19 protein-coding genes are annotated in these 21,893 nt (G+C 50.1%); 6 read left to right on the plus strand and 13 right to left on the minus strand.

Translation table 11 applies throughout. From position 1 onward, the window contains the following. Both CAG64_RS16510 and leuS read right to left on the minus strand, forming a co-directional pair. The gene (locus CAG64_RS16510; RefSeq protein ID WP_040902218.1) at positions 1-657 is read right to left on the minus strand and encodes an LPS-assembly lipoprotein LptE; all 657 of its coding nucleotides are present in this window, start codon (positions 655-657) and stop codon (positions 1-3) included. A 130-nt stretch (positions 658-787) separates the two neighbouring features. Then, on the minus strand, positions 788-3,361 hold the full coding sequence (leuS, locus tag CAG64_RS16515) for a leucine--tRNA ligase (protein WP_161488283.1): 2,574 nt from the start codon (positions 3,359-3,361) through the stop codon (positions 788-790). 117 nt (positions 3,362-3,478) lie between these two features. Between leuS and CAG64_RS16520 the strand changes: the two genes are divergently transcribed. Continuing rightward, on the plus strand, positions 3,479-3,949 hold the full coding sequence (locus CAG64_RS16520) for a zinc ribbon-containing protein (RefSeq protein ID WP_021703759.1): 471 nt from the start codon (positions 3,479-3,481) through the stop codon (positions 3,947-3,949). 38 nt (positions 3,950-3,987) lie between these two features. Here CAG64_RS16520 and lnt read toward each other — a convergent pair whose 3' ends face one another. The 5 genes from lnt to miaB form a co-directional block, all read right to left on the minus strand. Then, positions 3,988-5,505 (minus strand): apolipoprotein N-acyltransferase, encoded by a 1,518-nt coding sequence (gene lnt, locus CAG64_RS16525; RefSeq protein WP_021703760.1) that lies wholly within the window; start codon positions 5,503-5,505, stop codon positions 3,988-3,990. Positions 5,506-5,545: 40 nt separating this feature from the next. After that, a complete protein-coding gene (gene corC / locus CAG64_RS16530; RefSeq protein ID WP_021703761.1) occupies positions 5,546-6,445 on the minus strand; it encodes a CNNM family magnesium/cobalt transport protein CorC in 900 nt (299 codons plus the stop codon). 121 nt (positions 6,446-6,566) lie between these two features. After that, the gene (gene ybeY / locus CAG64_RS16535) at positions 6,567-7,031 is read right to left on the minus strand and encodes an rRNA maturation RNase YbeY (RefSeq protein WP_021703762.1); all 465 of its coding nucleotides are present in this window, start codon (positions 7,029-7,031) and stop codon (positions 6,567-6,569) included. Beyond that, positions 7,031-8,137, minus strand: coding sequence for a PhoH family protein (locus CAG64_RS16540; RefSeq protein WP_161488284.1), 1,107 nt, complete (start codon positions 8,135-8,137; stop codon positions 7,031-7,033). Before CAG64_RS16540 ends, ybeY begins: the two co-directional genes overlap by 1 nt. A 73-nt stretch (positions 8,138-8,210) precedes the next feature. Then, positions 8,211-9,635: a tRNA (N6-isopentenyl adenosine(37)-C2)-methylthiotransferase MiaB gene (gene miaB / locus CAG64_RS16545; RefSeq protein ID WP_021703764.1), complete on the minus strand. Its 1,425-nt coding sequence runs from the start codon at positions 9,633-9,635 to the stop codon at positions 8,211-8,213. Between the two features lie 248 nt (positions 9,636-9,883). On the opposite strand from miaB, the gene CAG64_RS16550 reads away from it, so the two are divergent. Continuing rightward, positions 9,884-11,032: a 2-octaprenyl-3-methyl-6-methoxy-1,4-benzoquinol hydroxylase gene (locus CAG64_RS16550; RefSeq protein ID WP_161488287.1), complete on the plus strand. Its 1,149-nt coding sequence runs from the start codon at positions 9,884-9,886 to the stop codon at positions 11,030-11,032. Between the two features lie 59 nt (positions 11,033-11,091). Here the strand turns inward: CAG64_RS16550 and crr are convergent, their stop codons facing one another. From crr to cysZ, 5 genes are all read right to left on the minus strand, one after another. Further along, positions 11,092-11,601 carry a PTS glucose transporter subunit IIA gene (gene crr, locus CAG64_RS16555; RefSeq protein ID WP_161488285.1) on the minus strand — a complete coding sequence of 170 codons (510 nt, stop codon included), beginning with the start codon at positions 11,599-11,601 and terminating at the stop codon, positions 11,092-11,094. 106 nt (positions 11,602-11,707) lie between these two features. After that, complete coding sequence (ptsI, locus tag CAG64_RS16560) at positions 11,708-13,432, minus strand: phosphoenolpyruvate-protein phosphotransferase PtsI (protein WP_161454762.1); 1,725 nt, start codon at positions 13,430-13,432, stop codon at positions 11,708-11,710. 136 nt (positions 13,433-13,568) lie between these two features. Continuing rightward, positions 13,569-13,826 (minus strand): HPr family phosphocarrier protein, encoded by a 258-nt coding sequence (locus CAG64_RS16565; RefSeq protein ID WP_011078325.1) that lies wholly within the window; start codon positions 13,824-13,826, stop codon positions 13,569-13,571. 300 nt (positions 13,827-14,126) lie between these two features. Continuing rightward, positions 14,127-15,095: a cysteine synthase A gene (cysK, locus tag CAG64_RS16570; RefSeq protein WP_021703768.1), complete on the minus strand. Its 969-nt coding sequence runs from the start codon at positions 15,093-15,095 to the stop codon at positions 14,127-14,129. 159 nt (positions 15,096-15,254) lie between these two features. Further along, positions 15,255-16,001: a sulfate transporter CysZ gene (gene cysZ, locus CAG64_RS16575; RefSeq protein ID WP_161488286.1), complete on the minus strand. Its 747-nt coding sequence runs from the start codon at positions 15,999-16,001 to the stop codon at positions 15,255-15,257. A 230-nt stretch (positions 16,002-16,231) separates the two neighbouring features. Here cysZ and zipA point away from each other — a divergent pair, with 230 nt between their 5' ends. The 4 genes from zipA (at position 16,232) to CAG64_RS16595 (ending at position 21,592) form a co-directional block, all read left to right on the plus strand. After that, on the plus strand, positions 16,232-17,185 hold the full coding sequence (gene zipA / locus CAG64_RS16580; protein WP_021703770.1) for a cell division protein ZipA: 954 nt from the start codon (positions 16,232-16,234) through the stop codon (positions 17,183-17,185). Between the two features lie 74 nt (positions 17,186-17,259). Then, positions 17,260-19,269 carry an NAD-dependent DNA ligase LigA gene (gene ligA / locus CAG64_RS16585; RefSeq protein WP_021703771.1) on the plus strand — a complete coding sequence of 670 codons (2,010 nt, stop codon included), beginning with the start codon at positions 17,260-17,262 and terminating at the stop codon, positions 19,267-19,269. Between the two features lie 494 nt (positions 19,270-19,763). Beyond that, positions 19,764-21,152, plus strand: a complete 1,389-nt coding sequence (locus tag CAG64_RS16590; protein ID WP_021703772.1) for a hypothetical protein — start codon at positions 19,764-19,766, stop codon at positions 21,150-21,152. 71 nt (positions 21,153-21,223) lie between these two features. Further along, positions 21,224-21,592, plus strand: a complete 369-nt coding sequence (locus CAG64_RS16595) for a DUF2799 domain-containing protein (RefSeq protein ID WP_161457799.1) — start codon at positions 21,224-21,226, stop codon at positions 21,590-21,592. Positions 21,593-21,626: 34 nt separating this feature from the next. Here the strand turns inward: CAG64_RS16595 and CAG64_RS23685 are convergent, their stop codons facing one another. Then, the gene (locus CAG64_RS23685; protein ID WP_169727784.1) at positions 21,627-21,803 is read right to left on the minus strand and encodes a hypothetical protein; all 177 of its coding nucleotides are present in this window, start codon (positions 21,801-21,803) and stop codon (positions 21,627-21,629) included. Between the last annotated feature and the right edge of the window lie 90 nt (positions 21,804-21,893).

Below are 21,893 nucleotides of genomic sequence, written 5' to 3' on the forward strand. Positions count from 1 at the left end.
TTATTGCTCCGCTGCGTCATCGGTTGTTTGAGGTGTGCCGGCCGGTGTCTCGGCCGGGAAGTCACCCTCATAGGTTTTGACATCGTACTGTTCGTCGTACTGGTTGAGGTTGTCATTCGCCGGTAGGTTGCTGTCGTCCATCTGATGGTTCTGGATGTCCACTTTCAGGCGTGCCATCTGACGGATGATCTGTGATGCCGCCAATTTGCGCATCTCGTCCTCGATCATGTCACGCTCTACTGATTTTGCCAGTGCAGTCAGTGGGTTATCAAGATAACTGCGCGTTACACTGGTCGAGAAGGTTTTGGTGCCTACCTCGGGAATAGTGACTCGGTATGAGGTGCGGAAAGTCAGTTCTTTTTCCGCTGCGCGGGTGTTTTGATACAGAGACAAAGTACGTTCACCCACTCCTTCGTTGATCAGGTGCAGGTTCGGTACGTTTTCTGCTGGTGTCACGAGTTCGACGTCATTGATACGTAACTGGTTTTTCACCTGACGGGTAAAAACGCTGTACTGGTCGTAACTGGTGACTGACAAGGTACTCAACTCGTGAGGTACAGAATAGTCACCGCGCAAATGGAATCCACAAGCCGTCAGTAGGCTCGCTGTCGCAACAACACAAGTCAATTTGAAAGAGGAAACAGAAAATAGGCGCATGGGTTGATGGTTCTCAGTTATTGGAGTATTTATCTCAGGCCACTCACGTTGAATGAGCTGAGATAAATAAATAGGGCAGTGACCTGCCCTATTTAAGGACTGCATAAATGCAAATTAGTTCGACTGAATCTTAGTTTGCAACGATATTCAGCAGTTTACCCGGAACGTAAATCACCTTACGAATGGTTTTGTCTTCGGTGAACTTAGTGACGTTCTCGTTGGTCAGACCCAACTCTTCAACCTGCTCTTTGCTGGCGTCAGCCGCTACGGTCAGCTTGGCACGCAACTTCCCGTTCACTTGTACAACGATGGTTTTTTCGTCTTCAACCAATGCTTGCTCATCAAACGTTGGCCATCGTGCGTTGTCGATGTCTGTTTCACCCAGCGCAGTCCATAGTTCGTATGAAATGTGCGGAGTGATAGGGTAAAGCATCGCAACGACAGCTTTAAGCGCTTCATCAAGGATCGCGCGATCTTGCGCCGATGCTTGAGGTGCTTTCGCGAGCTTGTTCATCAGCTCCATGATGGCTGCAATCGCAGTGTTGAAGGTTTGACGACGAGCGATATCGTCCGTCACTTTGGCGATGGTTTTGTGTACGTCACGACGCAACGCTTTCTGGTCGCCAGACAACGCAGAGGCATCAACGGCTTCTGCCGTGCCTTTTGCCGTGTGCTCGTTCACCAGTTTCCATACACGTTTCAGGAAGCGGTTAGCGCCTTCAACGCCAGACTCCTGCCATTCCAGAGTCATGTCTGCCGGTGACGCAAACATCATGAACAGGCGTACGGTGTCAGCGCCGTACTTGTCAACCATCTCTTGCGGGTCGATACCGTTATTTTTCGACTTAGACATTTTGATCATGCCTGAGTGTTCCACGTTGCGGCCCTGATTATCGATTGCTGAGGCGATACGACCTTTGCTGTCGCGTTCCACTTTCACATCGGTAGGGGCTACCCACTCTTTGGTGCCTTTCTCGTTGGTGTGGAAGAATGCGTCAGCCAGTACCATGCCTTGACAAAGCAGTTGCTTGAACGGTTCGTCAGAGGTCACGTAACCTGCGTCACGAAGCAATTTGTGGAAGAAGCGTGAGTACAGTAGGTGCATACAAGCGTGCTCGATACCACCGATGTACTGGTCTACTGGTAGCCAGTAGTTGGCTTTTTCTGGGTCTAGGATGTCGTCCGCTTGTGGTGAACAGTAGCGTGCGTAGTACCAAGAAGATTCCATGAACGTATCGAACGTATCGGTCTCACGTAGAGCTGGTTCGCCGTTGAAGGTGGTCTTCGCCCATTCTTTGTCGGCTTTGATTGGGCTGGTTACGCCGTCCATGACCACATCTTCAGGAAGAATCACTGGTAGTTGGTCAGCAGGTACTGGGTGAACTTCACCGTCTTCCGTGGTGACCATTGGGATTGGTGCGCCCCAGTAACGCTGACGAGATACACCCCAGTCACGTAGACGGAAGTTAACTGTCTTAGTGCCTTTGCCTTCTGCTTCTAACTTGGCAGCGATTGCATCGAATGCCGCTTGGAATTCTAGGCCGTCGAATTCACCAGAATCGAACAGCACACCTTTCTCAGTGTATGCCGCTTCCGAGATGTCTAGCTCGCTGCCGTCAACTGGCTTGATCACAGGCACGATGTCCAGGCCGTACTTAGTGGCGAACTCGAAGTCACGTTGGTCGTGCGCAGGTACTGCCATAACCGCGCCTGTGCCATAGTCCATCAGTACGAAGTTTGCTACGTAAACTGGCACTTCACGGCCGTTCAATGGATGAATAGCAGTAAGGCCAGTCGCCATACCTTTCTTCTCCATTGTTGCTAGTTCAGCTTCGGCTACTTTGGTGTTCTTACACTCTTCGATGAATGCCGCTAGTTCAGGGTTGCTCTCTGCTGCGATAGTCGCCAGTGGGTGGCCCGCCGCGATACCCACGTACGTCACACCCATTAGTGTGTCTGGACGTGTGGTGTACACTTCTAGGTCTTGCTGCCCCTTCACTTCGAACTTGAGTTCAACACCTTCAGAGCGACCGATCCAGTTGCGCTGCATGGTTTTGACCATTTCTGGCCAGCCATCCAGGTTATCCAGATCGTCCAGCAGTTCTTGAGCATACTCAGTGATTTTGATGAACCACTGTGGGATCTCTTTTTGTTCTACCGGCGTATCACAGCGCCAGCAACAGCCGTCTTCGACCTGTTCGTTAGCCAGAACGGTCTGATCGTTCGGACACCAGTTCACTGAAGATGTCTTCTTGTAAACCAGGCCTTTTTCGTACAGCTTGGTGAAGAACTCTTGTTCCCAGCGGTAGTATTCTGGAGTACAAGTAGCAAATTCACGATTCCAGTCGTAGCCAAAACCCAGCAGTTTCAGCTGGTTCTTCATGTATTCAATGTTTTCGTAAGTCCAAGGCGCCGGTGCCGTGTTGTTTTTTACGGCAGCATTTTCTGCCGGCAGACCAAACGCGTCCCAGCCAATAGGCTGCATCACGTTTTTGCCTTGCAGTCGTTGGAAGCGAGAGACGACGTCACCGATGGTGTAGTTGCGCACGTGACCCATGTGCAGTCGGCCACTTGGATATGGGAACATAGACAGACAGTAGAATTTTTCTTTATTTGGGTCTTCACTTACAACAAAGGTTTTGTTGTTTTCCCAGTGCTGTTGAACTTTTTGTTCAATATCTTGCGGGTTATATTGCTCTTGCATCGATGATGTCCGGTTATCTTGGATTTGTGAGTTCGGTTAGAACAGATACTAATAGATCGTCATAGAATACCTAAAGGCGCGGAGTACAACAACAGTTGTGTTAACGGGAGGTTCCTTATGCCAAAACGCAAGTCGGGCTATGAAGAGATGCTTGAAGATGTGGTTGAGACACTCAAGCACAGCCCGGAAGAGGTCAATCACGTCTTAGAGCAATCGGGAAAGGTGGTCGCAGCTGCGAATGACATGACCAAAGACGAGCTCGCGCTGATTTCGGCGTATGTGAAATCGGATCTGAAAGAGTTTGCTGACAGTTATGAAGAGGGCAAAAGTGGGCCGTTTTATCTGATGATTGCAGACTCCATCTGGCAGGGGTTGTTGGAAATTACCGATCGAACCAAAGTCGAGTGGGTAGAGCTGTTTGCCGACCTCGAGCATCAGGGATTGTATCAGGCCGGGGAGATGATTGGGCTCGGTGTGCTGGTATGTGAAAACTGCGGGCATCGCGTTGAGTACAATCATCCGACAGAAATTGTTCCGTGCATCAAATGCGGCAACACGGCGTTTAGTCGGCAGCCGCTCAAGCCATAAAAAAACAAGCCCCTGTCATGCAGGGGCTTGTTGTATGGTCAGTGTTTACGTCGGCTCAGCAGATAGCCGGCGATCAGGCTGAGTAGTGTCCACGCGTATAACGGCCAGCTGCCAACCAGGCGATACGGGGTTTGGCCGCTCGTTGATTCCAGTTCGGCTCGCAAAACGCCCGTCTCAAATTGTGGCAGTTGTGTGAGGACGTTGCCTTTGTAATCCGTCACCGCGGTCACGCCATTGTTGGTGGATCGAATCAAGGGTTTGCCCAGTTCCAGCGCGCGCATACGGGCGATCTCCATGTGCTGCAAAGGACCGATTGATCGCCCGAACCAAGCGTCGTTCGATAACGTCAGAATGAAATCCGTTTCGTCTGTCACATTTTGTCGGACCTGTTCATTGAAGATGATCTCGTAACACAGTGCCGGTGCCATGTGACGGCCATTGGCCACTATGTTTGGCTGCACAAACGCTCCGCGACTGAATGATGACATTGGCAGATTAAAGAACGGCGCCAGTGGGCGCAGGATGCGTTCAAATGGCACAAATTCACCGAACGGCAGCAGATGATGCTTGTGATAGCGTTCGGTCGGGTCATACTCATAATCGCCGTATGGCGTGCTGCCGAGCGACAGAATACTGTTGTAAAACTTTTTATTCTGACCCATGTTGACGACGCCGGTGACGATTGCGCTATGGTTGAGGCGTGCCGCTTCATCCAGGTTGCGTAAGTAGGACGGGATTTCGAATTCAAACGCCGGTATTGCGGCTTCCGGCCAGACAATAATGTCGGCGTCCCAGTTTTCGCGGCTGAGGTCCGTGTACTTCATGATGGTCGGCCAGCGTTGGCTGGGTTTCCACTTGAGCTCTTGTGGAATGTTCCCCTGGATCAGTGCGACCGTGGTTTTGCTGTCTGGATTGGGCGTTACCCAGTCGATATTACGCAAGCCATACCCGGTGGCAAAAATGACCAGTGGGATCATGATGGTGCTCCAGGCGCGATGAACGATGGCATACATTAACGCACCGGCACACATCATGATCAGCAGCGTGAGCAGTTCAACGCCGCCAAGCGGGGCAAAGTTGGCGAGCGGGCTGTCAATCTGGCTATAGCCGAGCCAGAGCCACGGAAAGCCCGTCATTACCCAGCCGCGTAACCAGTCAAAGATCAGCCACAATACCGGCGCAGCCAGTAAGTAGCGGCTGCGGTTGCTGCGAGGGAAAAAGCGGTTTAGTGACCAGGCCCATAGCGCCGAATAAACCGACAAATACCCCACCAGAAGTGCCATCAGGAAGACGCTGGCGATTTTGGGCATGCCGCCGAAGTTATCGATACTGACATGGACCCAACTGATGCCGGTGGCAAACTGTCCGAGACCCCAGGCGTAGCCGATGGCGAGTGCGTGCCTTGCCGATTGTTGGTAAAGCAGTGCCAGAAGCAGAAGTGGGCTAAGCAGGGCCAGAGGCCAGAGTTGATAGGGGGCAAAAGCAAGGGTGGTTAAGGCGCCAACAAAAGCGGCCGCAACGGGCCGCTTGAGGCGATGAAGTAGCGATTTCATCATCTGTTATCATTCTGACAGACCCCGAAAGGGGTGGTTAGCGTTACTCCCCGGCCGCTTGAGGCAGAGGCTGTTCATCCGGAACCGTTACCTGAAGTTGAACGACTCGGCGATTGTCCGCAGCTGTCACTTTGAAACTGTAGCTGTCGATTTCCACAATTTCACCACGAGAAGGCAGGTGACCGAATGCGGTCATGACCATGCCGCCGACGGTATCCACTTCTTCATCACTGAACTGGGTGCCGAACGTTTGGTTGAACTCTTCTATGGTGGTCAGTGCTTTGACTGCATAGGTGTGCTTACTGAGTTTACGGATGTCCATTGCTTCTTCGTCGTCGAATTCGTCTTCGATATCGCCAACGATCTCTTCGAGAATATCTTCAATGGTCACCAGACCAGAAACACCACCGAACTCATCTACGACAATTGCCATGTGATAACGTTCCTCACGGAATTCTTTCAACAAGCGATCAACCCGCTTGCTTTCCGGAACCACGACCGCAGGACGGATCACTTCTTCGATATCAAATGGCGAGCTGTCTGAGCCCAAATACTTGAGTAAGTCCTTCGCTAGCAGAATGCCTTCCACATGGTCTTTGTCTTCACTGATGACCGGGTAGCGGGAGTGCTGAGCATCGGTGATCAGCAGAACCAGCTTATCCAGATCATCACTGCGTTCCACAGTGACCATCTGTGAGCGTGGGATCATGATATCACGCACGCGCATTTCGGAGATTTCCATCACCCCTTCGAGCATGTCTCGGGTGTCATGGTCAATCAGGTCGTTGACTTCGGAGTCTCGGATGACATCCACTAATTCCTGGCGATCTTTCGGTTCGCCCTGGAACAACTGACCCAGGCGTTCAAAGAAGGACTTTCTACTCGGACCTTCAGATTTTTCTTTTTTGCTTTCCGTTGAACTCGGAGAATTATCGTCGCTCATTATTTCTCAATTAAGTAACGCTATCAGAAGTGTGATAGCACACATTGACGGTGAGGCATCCCAATGATGCCCCGGCTCGGGAAATAGCCGGAACCGTCACGAACGAAGCAGGGCGTTAGCACTACTCCTTTTCTGCCAGATACGGGTCAGTGTAACCCATCGCCAGCATGATTTCTGTTTCGAGGGACTCCATCTCTTCTGCTTCATCCTCCTCGATATGGTCATAACCTAGCAGATGCAGACTGCCATGTACAACCATATGTGCCCAGTGGGCCTCCAGTGGTTTCTCTTGTTCTTTCGCCTCGTTTTCAACGACTTGACGGCAGATGACCAGATCGCCCAACAGGTTCATTTCGATGCCCGGTGGCGCCTCAAACGGAAATGACAGCACATTTGTCGGCTTATCTTTACCGCGATAGTCGCGATTGAGCGCCTGACTTTCTTCGTTGTCAACGATCCGGACGGTGACTTCGGCGTCGGCCTGAAAACGCTGGATGGCGTTATCCAGCCAGCGCTGAACATCCTGCTCTGATGGCAGGCCGGATTCTTGTTCGACCGCCAATTGCAGATCAAGTTCGATAGTCATTACTTACTGGTTTCCTGAATCGAAGTCGGTGTGGTGTTTTGCTCTGAGACGGCAGCATCGCTCTGTTTGGCTTCGCGCTCTTCACGACGGCGACGTTCATACTCTTTGCGTTCTTTTTGATCCTGCGCTTCCCATTTCTCATACGCATTCACGATGCGGGCCACCACAGGGTGACGTACCACGTCATCAGACTGGAAGAAGTTAAAGCTGATTTCGTCGACTTCATTCAGTACTTCAATCGCATGACGCAGACCTGATTTCGCGCCGCGTGGCAAATCGATCTGAGTGACATCACCGGTAATGACGGCGCGTGAGTTAAAGCCAATACGGGTCAGGAACATTTTCATTTGCTCTACCGTAGTGTTCTGGCTCTCATCGAGAATGATAAACGCATCGTTGAGTGTACGGCCTCGCATGTACGCAAGAGGCGCGACTTCAATCACGTTGCGCTCAATCAGCTTTTCCACACGTTCGAAGCCGAGCATTTCAAACAGCGCGTCGTAGAGTGGGCGCAGGTATGGATCGACTTTCTGGCTCAGATCGCCGGGCAGAAAGCCTAATTTTTCACCGGCTTCGACGGCTGGGCGGGTCAGCAGAATTCGGCGGATTTCCTGACGCTCTAGGGCATCCACGGCCGCCGCGACCGCCAGATACGTCTTACCGGTACCCGCAGGGCCGATACCGAAGCTGATATCATGGGTGACCATATTCACCAGATACTGAGCCTGATTCGGCGTTCTCGGTTTGATGACCCCTTTTTTGGTCTTAATGAACACTTCTTTGCCGTGCTCAATACTGGATTCGCTGGTTTGTTCCAGTACACCGGACTCTTTGATCGCTAAATGGATCTGCTCAGGTTCAATATCCGGAATATTGCCACGTAGTGGAGCGGTGTCGACGTACAGTGTTTTGATGATATCCAGCGCCGCAGCGGAAGTGTGGGGTTTTCCGACGATAGTAAAAAAGTTGCCTCGGTAGCTGATTTCAACGCCCAGACGGCGTTCGAGGTGTTTGATGTTGTCGTCGAAAGGGCCGCAAAGGCTGGCCAGGCGGCGGTTGTCTGAAGGTTCTAGGTTAATTTCCAGAGTTACTATTTTTGTGCTCAATGTTGCCTCTCATTTTGCCATTTTAGCGGAAGCCCGATTGCGACCGGGCTTCCCTATGGCAGGTTATACGAACTTAAGGCGTAAATGTAGCGACACCCAGTTCGTCTTCGCGACGTGTTTTGGCCATCATCTGAGTGGGCGAAATCACCTGGCGAAGGTTCATGTCTTTCTCTGTGCGGAGCAGTTCACCACGCAGAGAGTTCGGGAATACGTCAACGATCTTCACGTCAACAAACTGACCAATAAGATCCGCCGATCCTTCAAAGTTTACTACACGGTTGTTCTCAGTACGACCACGAAGTTCCATCAGGTTCTTCTTCGACGGGCCTTCAACCAGAATGCGCTGTTCGGTGTCCATCATCAGGCGCGAGTAACGCATCGCCTGGCTGTTGATGGTCTGTTGTAGCTCGTACAGGCGCTCTTTTTTGGTTTGCTCGGACAGATCGCAAGGGTAGTCTGCCGCCGGTGTACCCGGACGAGGAGAGAAGATAAAGCTGAAGCTCATATCAAAATCCACGTCACGGATCAGTTTCATGGTGTCCTGGAAGTCTTTGTCGCTCTCACCAGGGAAACCCACGATAAAGTCAGAGCTGATCTGAATATCAGGGCGCGCTTTGCGCAGTTTACGAATGATCGACTTGTACTCAATGCCTGTATGAGGACGCTTCATCATGGTCAGGATACGGTCACTGCCGCTTTGCACTGGCAGGTGTAAGAAACTCACCAGCTCCGGTGTATCTTCATAGACGGCGATGATATCGTCAGTGAATTCCAGTGGGTGGCTGGTGGTGAAGCGGATTCGGTCAATACCATCAATCGAAGCGACCAGGCGCAGCAGCTCTGCAAAGCTGCAGATATCACCATCGTGCATTGGTCCACGGTACGCGTTAACGTTCTGACCCAACAGGTTCACTTCACGCACGCCTTGCTCAGCCAATTGAGCGATCTCGAACAGCACGTCATCCATTGGGCGACTGACTTCTTCGCCACGGGTGTATGGAACCACACAGTAGGTGCAGTATTTAGAACAGCCTTCCATGATGGAAACGAATGCGGTTGCACCATCGGCACGCGGTTCTGGCAAGCGGTCAAACTTCTCGATTTCTGGGAATGAAATGTCCATAACCGGTGCTTCGTCGTCGCGTGACTGCTTGATCATTTCAGGCAGGCGATGCAGAGTCTGAGGGCCAAAGATAACGTCGACAAACGGCGCACGTTCACGGATATGGTCACCTTCCTGTGTGGCCACACAGCCGCCCACACCAATCACTACGCCCGGCTTTTTGTCTTTCAGTGTTTTCCAGCGGCCAAGCTGGTGGAAGACTTTTTCTTGTGCCTTTTCACGGATCGAACAGGTGTTCAGTAGTAGTACATCTGCTTCTTCTGGTTCTTCTGTCAGCTCGTAGCCGTTTGCCGCGTTAAGCAGATCAGCCATTTTGGATGAATCGTATTCATTCATCTGGCAGCCCCAGGTTTTAATTAGCAGTTTCTTACTCATCTCACTTTCGCTCGTGTTAATTCTCAACATAATGAACGTTACCGTTCAAATTATAGCCGCCCTCTCGGCGGTAAGCGGCGTATTGTACTGCTTTAAAAACCAACTGACCAGTATTGCAGTAAATTCTCTTAGAAGCCTTGTTTTTACTGGGTTTTGACCACACGCGGCTCAAGGTTTTTAGTTACATTTTGGTTATGAAAACGTACAATGAAAAACAGGTCGAAAATCAAGACGATGAAGTGCAAGAAATGAACAACTATGAAGTCGCCGTTGTCGGAGGCGGTATGGTCGGTGCCGCTATCGCACTCGGTTTTGCTCGCCAGGGGCGCAGTGTGGTGTTGGTGGAAGGGGCTGAGCCAAAGGCATTTGACGCCGCTCAGCCCATGGATATCCGTGTTTCAGCAATTTCTGAAACGTCGGTGGCTTTGTTGCGTGAACTGGGCGCCTGGGAAGATATCGCCGCGATGCGTGTCTGTCCGTATCGTCGATTGGAAACCTGGGAGCACCCAGAGTGCCGTACCCGCTTTGACGCAGAGTCGATGGCGCTGGAGCAACTGGGCTACATTATCGAAAATCGTCTGATTCAGCTCGGACTGTGGCAACAGTTCGACCAGTATGACAACCTGACCGTCAGATGTCCGGATACGCTCAGCGACATCGAATTCGGGGCGCGCAACCGTGTGACACTCAGTTCTGGCGAGACGTTCGACGTCGAATGGGTCGTGGGGGCCGACGGGGCTAACTCGCACGTCAGACAACTGGCTGGTATTGGGGTGACCGCCTGGGACTATCGCCAGCACTGTATGCTGATTAGTGTTGAGACGGCGAAGCCGCAACAGGACATCACCTGGCAACAGTTCACCTCAGCTGGCCCGCGGTCGTTTTTGCCTTTGTGTGGTCATCAAGGATCACTGGTTTGGTATGACTCTCCGCAGAAAATACGCCAATTAAGTGCGCTCAATCATGATCAGTTGCGTGAACAGATCCTCACTACGTTTCCTCCTGAGTTGGGCGATGTGAAGGTTCAGGGGATGGGCTCGTTTCCTCTGACCCGACGTCATGCACAGACGTACGCCCAGCGCGGATGTGTACTGGTGGGAGACTCGGCGCACACCATCAATCCCCTGGCCGGACAGGGAGTCAACCTCGGCTTCAAAGATGTGGCGGTGCTGTTGGACGTGAGTGACGGTCATGAGTTAGAGGCGGTTTTGCTCAAGAGGTATGAGCGTCGTCGTCGTCCGGATAATCTGTTGATGCAAACGGGGATGGATGTGTTTTACAAAGGCTTCAGTAATGATTTACCACCGCTGAAATTGCTGCGTAATGCCACGCTGAAACTGGCGGAACATTCGGGGCCGGTGAAGCAACAGGTACTCAAATATGCATTAGGCATGTAAAAGTTCAACGACAAAAAAACGCTGCCATAGGCAGCGTTTTTTTGTTGCATGACTAAGTGTTACTTAGTGACGCGAAGCACTGGCGTTTCACCAACAGTCACAGAACCAGACAGCTTGTTCAGCTCTTTGATTTCGTCCATGTTAGAGATAACCACTGGAGTCAGCGTAGATTTTGCTTTCTCTTCCAGCAGAGCCAGATCGAATTCGATGATAGTGTCACCTGCCTTCACTGTCTGGCCTTCTTCAGCGATGCGCTTAAAGCCTTCGCCTTTCAGCTCAACAGTATCGATACCGAAGTGAACGAATAGCTCAACGCCGTCGTCAGATTCGATTGAGAACGCATGGTTGGTCTCAAAGATCTTACCGATAGTACCGTTTACAGGAGCTACCATTTTGTTACCCGCAGGTTTGATAGCGATGCCGTCACCAACGATCTTTTCAGCAAAAACAACATCTGGCACGTCTTCGATGTTTACGATTTCACCTGAAAGTGGTGCGATGATTTCGATTGCACCCGCGCTAGCGCTGTCGTCAGAGACCAGCTTCTTAAGTTTGTCAAACAGACCCATTGTGTCATGCTCCTAACGTTGAGTTTTTTTCTGTCGATTTATAGTATACCAATCATAGTCGATAGACGACTACTTTTAGTCGCCTATCCCTTTGGTATTAGCAGATTTATTGAGACTTTTCTGCAATAAATTTCTCTACACACGCTTCAATTTCATCAGCAGTCGGGAGAGACAAAGCCTCTTCTGCCATCGCTTTGACGTCAGCAAAGTTGGTATTGCGGATCACTTTTTTCACTTTCGGGATTGAGATGCCGCTCATGGAGAACTCATCCAGACCCATACCCAGTAGCAGTAATGTAGCGCGATCATCACCAGCCAGTTCGCCACACATACCTGTCCACTTGCCTTCAGCGTGAGACGCATCAATGACTTGCTTGATCACGTTCAATACGGCTGGAGACAACGGGTTGTATAGGTGAGAAATCATTTCGTTACCACGGTCAACCGCCAGTGTGTACTGAGTCAGGTCATTGGTACCGATAGAGAAGAACGAAACTTCTTTTGCCAGATGGTGAGCGATTGCTGCGGCTGCCGGTGTTTCAACCATCACACCGATTTCGATGTTTTCGTCGAACGCCAGACCTTCAGTACGCAGCTCTGCTTTGTACTCTTCAATGGCTTTTTTCAGTTCACGAATCTCTTCAACAGAAATGATCATCGGGAACATGATGCGCAGTTTGCCATGAGCCGATGCGCGCAGGATACCGCGTAGCTGATCACGCAGAATTTCACGGCGATCCAAGCTGATGCGAACCGCACGCCAGCCCAGGAATGGGTTCATTTCTTGTGGCAAATCCATGTATGGCAGGTCTTTGTCACCGCCAATGTCCATGGTACGGATGATGACGGCTTCGCCATGCATCGCTTCTGCCACTTCTTTGTATGCCTGGTACTGCTCTTCTTCCGTTGGCAGGGCGTCACGGTCCATGAACAGGAATTCTGTACGGTACAGACCAACGCCTTCGCCGCCGTTACGCAGTACGCCATCACAGTCTTTTACAGTACCGATGTTGCCACACACTTCAACGCGGTGGCCGTCCAGAGTTTCGGCTGGCAGATCTTTGAGTTTCGCCAGTTCTTCTTTCTCTGCGATCGCTGCCGCCTGAACTTGCTTTGCTTCGTCGAGCTGAGCCTCGGACGGGTTAACGATGATCTGGTTGTTAACCGCATCCAGGATCAGAGTATCGCCGTTTTTCACACGTTTGGTGACGTCATTGGTACCCACAATCGCAGGAAGTTCGAGCGAACGAGCCATGATAGAAGTGTGAGAAGTACGACCGCCGATGTCGCACGCAAAACCCAGTACGTAGTCCAGGTTGATTTGCGCGGTTTCTGATGGCGTCAGGTCGTATGCAACCAAGATAACTTCTTCATTGATGTCACTCAGTGACACAATGTTGATACCCAGTGCATTTTTAACAAAGCGCGTACCGATATCGCGGATATCAGTCGCACGTTCTTTCAGATATTCATCGTCCAGAGATTCAAGCGCAGTGGCTTGCTCTTCGATCACAGTATGAATGGCGTTATCAGCGTGCAGCTTGTCGTTTTTGATAAGTGCTAGGATTTCTTCCTCTAGCTCTTCATCTTCAAGAAGCATGATGTGACCTTCAAAGATCGCTTCTTTTTCTTCACCAAAAGTTTCCAGTGCTTTCTGTTTGATCAGTTCCAGCTGAGCGGAAGATTTGTTGCGAGCGTCATAGAAACGCTGAACTTCTGCTTCAACTTGAGCGTCAGAAATAGTGGTCGTATTTAGGACAATTTCATCTTCTTGAAGTAGTAGTGCTTTACCGATAGCAATACCAGGAGATGCCAGGATGCCTGAAATCATAGCCTTACCTTAAATTGGTCAACTTTATAACGGGAGATTTATGAGTGCGCTAACGAATATTTGTAGCTTAAGTTTGGGCCTATTTCCAACAAAGCCATTTTGCGTGGGCAAAATGGCTTTGAAATAGGAGACCGGATTAGTGCAGTTGGTCCATCAGAGCAACTAGGTGGTCTACAGCTTGTTGAGCCTGAGGGCCTTCCGCTGAAATTGTTACTACAGTACCTTTAACCAGGCCAAGAGTTTGTAGTTTGAACAGGCTCTTTGCGCTAGCGCTTTTGCCGTTAGAAGTCACAGTGATGTCCGCGTCGAATGCTTTTGCTTCTTTTACGAACTGTGCAGCTGGACGAGTGTGAAGACCGTTTTCTGCAGTGATTTCTACTTGCTTCTCGTACATGTTATATACCCCAATTGATTTATTTTTTTCAGTTTCTTAACCAGTTTCAGCTTAACCGCAACTGTTGGGTTGCGCTAGCGCAACCCCGCCTTTTACGTGTTACAGCTGATACTGGAGTGAACTTTTTGCAACCGCTTTGCATTCCGTTAGGAAAACTAGCCGTCGATATAAATTCTTCCGCTTCTTTTATTTTGAAGCTAGAAATAAAGCTGACCCGATATTACCAAAGGTGAGGCAAGGATCAACAAAAAAGCCCCTAAAAGGGGCTTTTTTAAACCAAAAATTGATTTGACCACAGGTTTACTGTTGGTTCTCTTTGTCGGTAAAGATGCCCGCAAACAGGGCGGTACTGAGGTAACGCTCACCAGAACTTGGCAGCACAGTTACAATGGTTTTTCCTTCAAATTCAGGTAGTTCTGCAAGTCGGTTTGCCGCGACAACCGCTGCGCCAGAAGAAATACCGGCTAAGATACCTTCCTCTTCCATCAGGCGGCGAGCCATTTCAATCGCTTCTTCAGACGTCACGGCTTCTACGCGGTCAATCAGTTCCAAATCCAGGTTGCCAGGGATGAAGCCAGCGCCGATACCTTGAATTTTATGCGGAGCAGGTTGGATTTCTTCGCCGGCGAGTGCCTGTGCGATAACCGGAGACTCGGCTGGCTCAACCGCAACCGACACGATCGCTTTGCCTTTTTCGCCTTTGATGTAACGGCTGGTCCCGGTCAGCGTACCGCCCGTACCGACGCCTGAAACAAACACGTCAATCTCTCCGTTGGTCGCGTCCCAGATTTCAGGGCCGGTTGTTTTTTCATGAATTTCCGGGTTGGCCGGGTTGTTAAATTGTTGCAGAAGCAGGTATTTGTCCGGGTTGCTGGCGACAATTTCTTCCGCTTTCGCGATGGCGCCTTTCATGCCTTTCGCCGCTTCGGTCAGTTCCAGATTCGCGCCAAGTGCTTTCAGCAGTTTACGGCGCTCCAAGCTCATGGACTCTGGCATTGTTAGCGTCAGTTTGTAACCACGAGCGGCGGCAACGAATGCCAGCGCAACCCCTGTATTACCACTGGTTGGCTCAACCAGTTCGACGCCTGGTTTCAGCTTACCCTGTTTTTCGGCATCCCAGATCATGTTGGCACCGATACGGCACTTCACGCTGAAACTTGGGTTACGCGCTTCTATTTTAGCCAGTACTTTGCCGTTGCTGACTTTATTCAAACGAACCAGGGGGGTGTTACCAATGGTCAGTGAGTTATCTTCGTAGATCTTGCTCATGGTGATGTTCCTTCATTACACGTTTAGTGAATACACTGAAAAGCATATGTTGTTGGTAAAAAGCGGAAAAGGATTAAAAAGTTATAAGATATGAGACTGAAATAAGAAAGGTAAAGCGTGCAAATTGGCACCCACTTAAAAAGTCGGTGCCAGGATTTCTCAACGTTGCGGCGTTTTGAACTCAGAGACCCACATGGCGGTGGCACCACAGACCGCCACAGGCATGATGAATAAGTTGAGAATCGGAATGGTGGTGAACACTGCGACTAGTGCACCAAAGCCATACGCCTTACTTTGATTTTGTTTCAATTTATTACGCATGTCGTGAAACGGGACTTTGTGGTTATCAAATGGATAGTCACAGTACTGGATAGCCAGCATCCAGGCGGTAAACGCGAACCATAACACGGGTCCGAGTGTCTGACCCAAAGCAGGGATCAGCAGCAACAAAAACAGGCCAATGGCTTTGGGCAGCATATAAATCAGTTTACGCCACTCCCGGGCCATAACGCGGGGAACATCCTTAATAATGTCGAAAATGCCGTCGTCATTGATCTTGTGTCCGGTCAGCTTTTCTTCCACTTTTTCTGCCAGCAGACCGTTAAACGGGGCGGCAATGAAGTTTGCCAGGGTACTGAAGAAGTAGGAAAATGTGGCCAGAATGGTCAACACTATAATTGGCCAGAGGAGGTAGCTTAACCAGGACAGAAAATCCGGGAGTTGCCCCATCATCTGACCAATCCAGGTGTCGAGTTGAGAGAATAAATAGAACAGCGCCCCTCCGACCAATAAGATGTTGGCCAGTAGAGGCATCATGACAAATCGGCGTATGCCAGGCTGAAAAGCCAGCTCCAGCCCGTAAAAAAAGTAGCCAAAACCGCTACGTTGTCTCAAATGTGTACTCATAATGTCTTAGGAATTAACGTTAATATTGCTGTTTTGTATTCTAACGAACCTTAACAGGAAAAAAAGCGTGGTCAAAGTCACACCATAAATAGAACTTCTAACATTAAGTTGTTCTAAAACGGGGGTTAGTTTTGGTAAAGTAACCTGAATACTATTGACATCAAACTTGGTGAAGCGTTCGATGACCACGCGATCGACGCCAAATAACATCGAGAAACCGAGAGTGTAAAATGCAGGAATTGCGATTCGTACTCATTATTGTTGGCGCTTTAGCTATTGCTGCGCTGCTATTTCATGGACTTTGGACAAGTAAGAAAGAGGGCAAAGCCAAATTTGCGGACAAACCACTTGGCAGAATCGATGTCGAACACGACGAAGAGGATACCCCGGAGGCACAAGAGCGCGCTTTTGCACCGGAAGATGATTACGAAATTATCCGCAAGGACAAGCACTCTGCGAATTTCTCGGTAGAACCCGCCGCTGCTGATCCATTGATTGACGGATACCATGACGCTGCCGTGAGCACGGCAACCTCAGAGCCCGGCACTTATCAGGCGCCTGCTGAGCCGACCGTTAGTGATCGTGAAAACAGCGAAGACGATTTGCCGTCAATCAAAGCTTTTAAAGATCTGGATGAGGAGCTCGATAAGCAACCGGCTCCGTTTGCCGACGCATTCAGCGAAATTGTCGAAGAGCAACCTGCGCAAGAAGCGATGGTTACCGCCGCGGCTCCAACCGAGCCGGAACCTAAGCCTGAGCCCGAAATGCAAGTGATCGTACTTAACGTACACTGTGCCGGTGAAGAGCCGTTTGTCGGCACTAAGCTGTTTGACAGCATGCAGCAAAATGGTCTGCTGTATGGTGAGATGGACATCTTCCACCGCCATGCCGACTTATCGGGTACCGGTAAGATTTTGTTCAGCGTGGCCAACATGATGCAACCGGGAACGCTGCAACACGATGACCCGGCAGATTTTACCACCAAAGGGATTTCCTTCTTTATGACTCTACCGTGTTTCGGTGAAGCGGATCAGAACTTCAAACTGATGCTGAAAACCGCACAACAGATCGCCGATGATATGGGCGGTAACGTGCTGGATGATCATCGCAATCTGATGACACCAACTCGTCTGGATACGTACCGCAAGCAAATCCAGGATTTTAAAGCCGCACAATCGGCCTGATTTGTTATAAAATCATTAGCCTAAGGCTCCATCCCGGAGCCTTTTTTAATGCTACACCACATGAGAGCCCTGATATGTCTCATTCTCTACAAGAACGACTGGAAGAACTTAAAAATACTCTGCATTACCATGCGGTGCGCTACTACGTGGAAGACAGCCCGGAGATCCCGGATGCCGAATACGATCGTCTGATGCGTGAATTGCTGGATATCGAAGCGGAACATCCGGAGTGGGTGACGGTCGATTCGCCAAGTCAACGTGTTGGTGGGATGCCGCTTGACGGTTTCAAACCCGTGACCCATGAAATTCCGATGCTCTCGCTCGACAATGCGTTTGATGACGAGGAAATTGACAGTTTTTACAAGCGGATGAATGACCGTTTGTCTGGCGGGGAAGTGAAAACGTTCTGCTGTGAGCCGAAACTCGATGGTCTCGCAGTGAGTCTGCTGTATGAAAATGGCGTGCTGGTACAGGCTGCTACGCGTGGCGACGGTACCACGGGCGAGAACATCACAGAAAATGTCCGCACCATCAAAGCGATTCCATTACGCTTGAATGGACAAGGGTGGCCAACACGGATTGAAGTGCGTGGTGAAGTGTTTATGCCCAAAGCCGGTTTTGACAAACTTAATGAAGATGCGCTGAAAAAAGGCGAAAAGGTGTTTGTGAATCCGCGCAATGCGGCAGCGGGAAGCCTGAGGCAGCTCGACTCACGTATTACGGCCAAACGTCCACTGAACTTTTATGCTTACAGTGTTGGCGTGGTTGAAGGTGCGGATCTGTCGGACAGTCACTACCAACGCTTCTTGCAACTGAAGGGCTGGGGATTACCTATGTGCCCGGAAACCCGTCAGGTGAGTTCTTTGACGGCCGTAAAAGCTTATTATCAGGATATTTTACAGCGTCGTGATCAACTTGCGTACGAGATAGACGGCGTCGTGATTAAGGTCGATGATATCGACATTCAGGAGCAGTTAGGGTTTGTTGCCCGCGCACCGCGCTGGGCGATCGCGTATAAGTTTCCGGCCCAGGAAGAGATCACTCTGCTTAAAGACGTCGAGTTTCAGGTTGGGCGAACCGGAGCCGTTACCCCGGTGGCCAAACTGGAACCGGTGTTTGTCGGTGGCGTGACGGTCAGCAACGCGACGTTACACAATGGCGATGAAATCGCCCGCCTGGGGGTTAAAATCGGTGACAGTGTGGTGATCCGTCGCGCCGGCGATGTGATTCCACAGGTTGTTTCGGTGGTGCTTGAGCGTCGCCCGGACGACGCCAGAGACATACACTTTCCTACCCATTGTCCAGTATGTCAGTCGGAAGTGGAACGAGTGGAAGGCGAAGCGGTGGCGCGATGCACTGGAGGACTAGTGTGTCAGGCCCAGCGTAAAGAAGCATTGAAGCACTTTGTGTCACGTAAAGCGCTGGACGTGGATGGGTTAGGTGAAAAAGTCATTGAACAACTGGTGGATCGTGAAATGGTTCACACCCCGGCAGATTTGTTTAAGTTGTCAGCCGGAGTATTGACGGTACTGGATCGCATGGGGCCTAAATCCGCACAAAATGTTGTGGATGCCCTAAAGCAGGCAAAAGAGACGACGTTACCGCGATTCTTGTACTCACTGGGGATCCGCGAAGTGGGTGAAGCGACGGCTGCGAATCTGGCCATGCATTTCAAAACACTGGAAAAAATTCAGGAAGCAAGTCACGAGGCGTTGGTTGAGGTGCCAGACATCGGTGCGATCGTCGCCAGCCATATCACGGCTTTTTTCGCGGAAGAGAACAACCAAGCGGTGATTCGGGAACTGCTTGAAATGGGTATCCATTGGCCTCAAGTCGCTGCACCGGATGAATCGACACCTCAGCCGCTGGCTGGTAAAACCGTGGTGCTGACGGGGACACTGACTCAGCTCTCTCGCTCTGACGCCAAAGCCGCCCTGCAAGCTCTTGGCGCAAAGGTGACGGGCAGCGTTTCAAAGAATACCGATGTGCTGTTTGCCGGCGAAAATGCCGGATCAAAATTGGCGAAAGCACAAGATTTAGGTATTGAGATCAAAACAGAACAGGATTTACTTGATCTTATCTAGCGGTTTGCCTCACGCAATAGCGAAACGCCCTGAGAGTGATTCTCGGGGCTTTTTATTTCTCATAAAAAATGACCCTGCTGTAAACAGTGTTTTTTGCTGTGATCCTCCTCAAACTCCTCTGAATCCTCACCTTTAGCGTAATAAGTATGCGACGCACTTCACTATTAGTATTAATATTAACTTTTTAAGTTATTGTTTATTATGGATATATTTTTATTTATAGGAAGTTCCAGAGTTAAATAAGATCTTGATCACTAACTTGATAAAAATTTGTAGCGGCTCATATTTTTTTAGATAGAAATTAAGTTCTCGTTGATGTTTTTTGTTGCGAAGTTAGTCTTAACGCATGGATACACAACGTGTATGCAGGAAATAAGAAAATCAATTTTCATGACGAATAACGATTTTCGAAAAAAGGAAATGCGTTCTCCCTTCGGCGGCCAACTTAAGGTGAGAAACAAAAAAACAGCTATATCCATTTTTAGGAGTTTTCCATGGACAAATTTTTTAAAGTTTCAGCTGTCACTGCTGCAATGCTGAGTGCAATGGCAGCAGCACCTGCGATGGCAGAAGATCCAGTAGGTCCAGAATACGCGAGCGAAGTGTCTGAGTTTTTCTCAGAATCGACCGTCAGCGGTAACCTGAACTTTTTCATGCGCGCTCGTGACCGTGCAGGTACCGATGCAAACGGAAACGACACCAAAAAGGTGACCAACCTGGACCACGGTTCGGTGTTTGCCAATCTTGGTTTCAATTCAGGTTATGTCGCTGACGTCGTGGGTCTGGATGCGGTGATCTACAGCACATTCGATATGTGGCAAGACGGCGGTCCTGACCATGAGATGAACTTCTGGGGTGTAAATAACCCGTACGATAAAGTGCCGGATGACAGTAAGTGTACGGGTACTTGGGATGCCGATTGTACCGACAATGGGGTGTCTTTTGCGACCGCAGCGCTGAAGTTTAAGTTTGGTGATGCAGTCACAGCCAAACTGGGTTACTTCCAGCCTTCTGTTCCGAGCACGTTGGGTGTGAACTGGTCATTTGCGCCAGGCACGTATCGTGGTGGTGAACTCGGTGGCACGTTCGGTAACCTGGCTGTGGGCCTGGTTGTTGCCGACGAGTACAAAGCACCTTGGTTTAAAGAAACTTATGATTTCCAGACTACTGACGGCGACGACGCGGGTACCGCTTACTCGATCGGTGCTCGTTACACCTTGAGCAACGGTATTTCGTTTGACGCTGCCTACGGCGCCCTGTCTGACGGCGACCGCGTGAACGCGCACTTCAAAGTGAAAGGTACTACAGAAGGCGGTTTGTACTGGTCTCCTCAGTTGTACGTGGTGGATGACGATGAGCAATACGATAGCACGGCTTACCAACTGGCGTTCCTGTCCAGCTTCTCTTCAGGTCAATACTCTTACCGTGCTGAAGCCACCTATACGTCAGCTGAAGCTAAAGACGATGCGTTGTCCGGTAACCTGGCTTACCGTCTGACCAGCCAGTACGGCGGTTCAAACGGTGCTTACGAGATCTGGTGGAACAACCGTTCAGACTACAACCACGATGAAGAGCTGGCGTTCTTCTTGTCTGCAAGTCGTGACTTCTCTGACATCGGCGCGACAGGTTTCAGTGCGGGTATCAACGGTGCGTACGGCTTTGGCTCAGAAGCGCAAGGCTACGATGATCTGAAAGAGTACGCATACAGCCTGTTTGCGAACTACGCGATTCAGGGCGGAGCGCTGAAAGACGCCAACATCAGCTTCTACTACACTGAATACTTTAACGATACTGATGCACCTAGCTGGGCAGGTTACACCAACTTGTTCCAGGACGAGACGGACTTCAAACTGATGTTAACCATCCCGTTCACAGTGAAATAATTCGTATACAGTGACGTATAAATGGGCAGATGTTTTATCTGCCCATTTTGTATTTGGAGGCTCGAATGGTCATGCGCAATACAGTTTTAATCGCACTGTTGTTCACCGCAGGGTGCAGTACAGCACCGCAATCCGACGATGAGTTTTGGTATAAGCAAGGTTATCGCTTGGGATCGAATGGCTATGCCTACCAGAGTCAGGCACTCACAGAGATCCAACAAGCGCAAACCAAACATTCATTTATTGAAACAGATTATCGTCAGGGATACCAGGAAGGGAAAGCCGTTTACTGTGATCCGTTCAAAGCGTTTGATAAAGGCCGGGCTGGAGTTCGGTATATCGGCCAGTGTGCTGGTGCCGAGAATGAAACCATGCTTAGAGCCGAATGGGAGCGAGGATGGCAGGCGTTTATCGGCATGGACTTCGATTTCCACCCTTGATGGGCAGCGCGACACTTGGTGCCGCGCTCTGGTGCTATTTGTGGCTACCACCATAGGCTTTGCACAACGCGCGTGGTAACTGCTTGACAGAACCGTCGTTAAACGTGCAATCAATACCGGCGCCGAATACTTTCCCTGCGCTATTGGACGCGCTAACACTGGCAGGAACCGCAAATAAAGCGACCAGCAATGCCGTTGCTAAATATTTCATAAATCCCTCACTTACCGAAAATTTGAATAATAACGCCTCTTTAAGAGACGTATTCTTAGTATGCAATTAATCCATTGAAGATCAAAAAAA

The sequence above is a fragment of the Vibrio sp. V38_P2S17PM301 genome (assembly GCF_009904845.1).
GTDB lineage: Bacteria > Pseudomonadota > Gammaproteobacteria > Enterobacterales > Vibrionaceae > Vibrio > Vibrio proteolyticus.

Excerpts from the sequence above, each read along its gene's own strand:
- CAG64_RS16510 (WP_040902218.1), bottom strand. The coding sequence starts at position 657 with ATGCGCCTATTTTCTGTTTCCTCTTTCAAATTGACTTGTGTTGTTGCG.
- leuS (WP_161488283.1), bottom strand. The coding sequence starts at position 3,361 with ATGCAAGAGCAATATAACCCGCAAGATATTGAACAAAAAGTTCAACAG.
- CAG64_RS16520 (WP_021703759.1), top strand. The coding sequence starts at position 3,479 with ATGCCAAAACGCAAGTCGGGCTATGAAGAGATGCTTGAAGATGTGGTT.
- lnt (WP_021703760.1), bottom strand. The coding sequence starts at position 5,505 with ATGATGAAATCGCTACTTCATCGCCTCAAGCGGCCCGTTGCGGCCGCT.
- corC (WP_021703761.1), bottom strand. The coding sequence starts at position 6,445 with ATGAGCGACGATAATTCTCCGAGTTCAACGGAAAGCAAAAAAGAAAAA.
- ybeY (WP_021703762.1), bottom strand. The coding sequence starts at position 7,031 with ATGACTATCGAACTTGATCTGCAATTGGCGGTCGAACAAGAATCCGGC.
- miaB (WP_021703764.1), bottom strand. The coding sequence starts at position 9,635 with ATGAGTAAGAAACTGCTAATTAAAACCTGGGGCTGCCAGATGAATGAA.
- CAG64_RS16550 (WP_161488287.1), top strand. The coding sequence starts at position 9,884 with ATGAACAACTATGAAGTCGCCGTTGTCGGAGGCGGTATGGTCGGTGCC.
- crr (WP_161488285.1), bottom strand. The coding sequence starts at position 11,601 with ATGGGTCTGTTTGACAAACTTAAGAAGCTGGTCTCTGACGACAGCGCT.
- ptsI (WP_161454762.1), bottom strand. The coding sequence starts at position 13,432 with ATGATTTCAGGCATCCTGGCATCTCCTGGTATTGCTATCGGTAAAGCA.
- CAG64_RS16565 (WP_011078325.1), bottom strand. The coding sequence starts at position 13,826 with ATGTACGAGAAGCAAGTAGAAATCACTGCAGAAAACGGTCTTCACACT.
- cysK (WP_021703768.1), bottom strand. The coding sequence starts at position 15,095 with ATGAGCAAGATCTACGAAGATAACTCACTGACCATTGGTAACACCCCC.
- cysZ (WP_161488286.1), bottom strand. The coding sequence starts at position 16,001 with ATGAGTACACATTTGAGACAACGTAGCGGTTTTGGCTACTTTTTTTAC.
- zipA (WP_021703770.1), top strand. The coding sequence starts at position 16,232 with ATGCAGGAATTGCGATTCGTACTCATTATTGTTGGCGCTTTAGCTATT.
- ligA (WP_021703771.1), top strand. The coding sequence starts at position 17,260 with ATGTCTCATTCTCTACAAGAACGACTGGAAGAACTTAAAAATACTCTG.
- CAG64_RS16590 (WP_021703772.1), top strand. The coding sequence starts at position 19,764 with ATGGACAAATTTTTTAAAGTTTCAGCTGTCACTGCTGCAATGCTGAGT.
- CAG64_RS16595 (WP_161457799.1), top strand. The coding sequence starts at position 21,224 with ATGCGCAATACAGTTTTAATCGCACTGTTGTTCACCGCAGGGTGCAGT.
- CAG64_RS23685 (WP_169727784.1), bottom strand. The coding sequence starts at position 21,803 with ATGAAATATTTAGCAACGGCATTGCTGGTCGCTTTATTTGCGGTTCCT.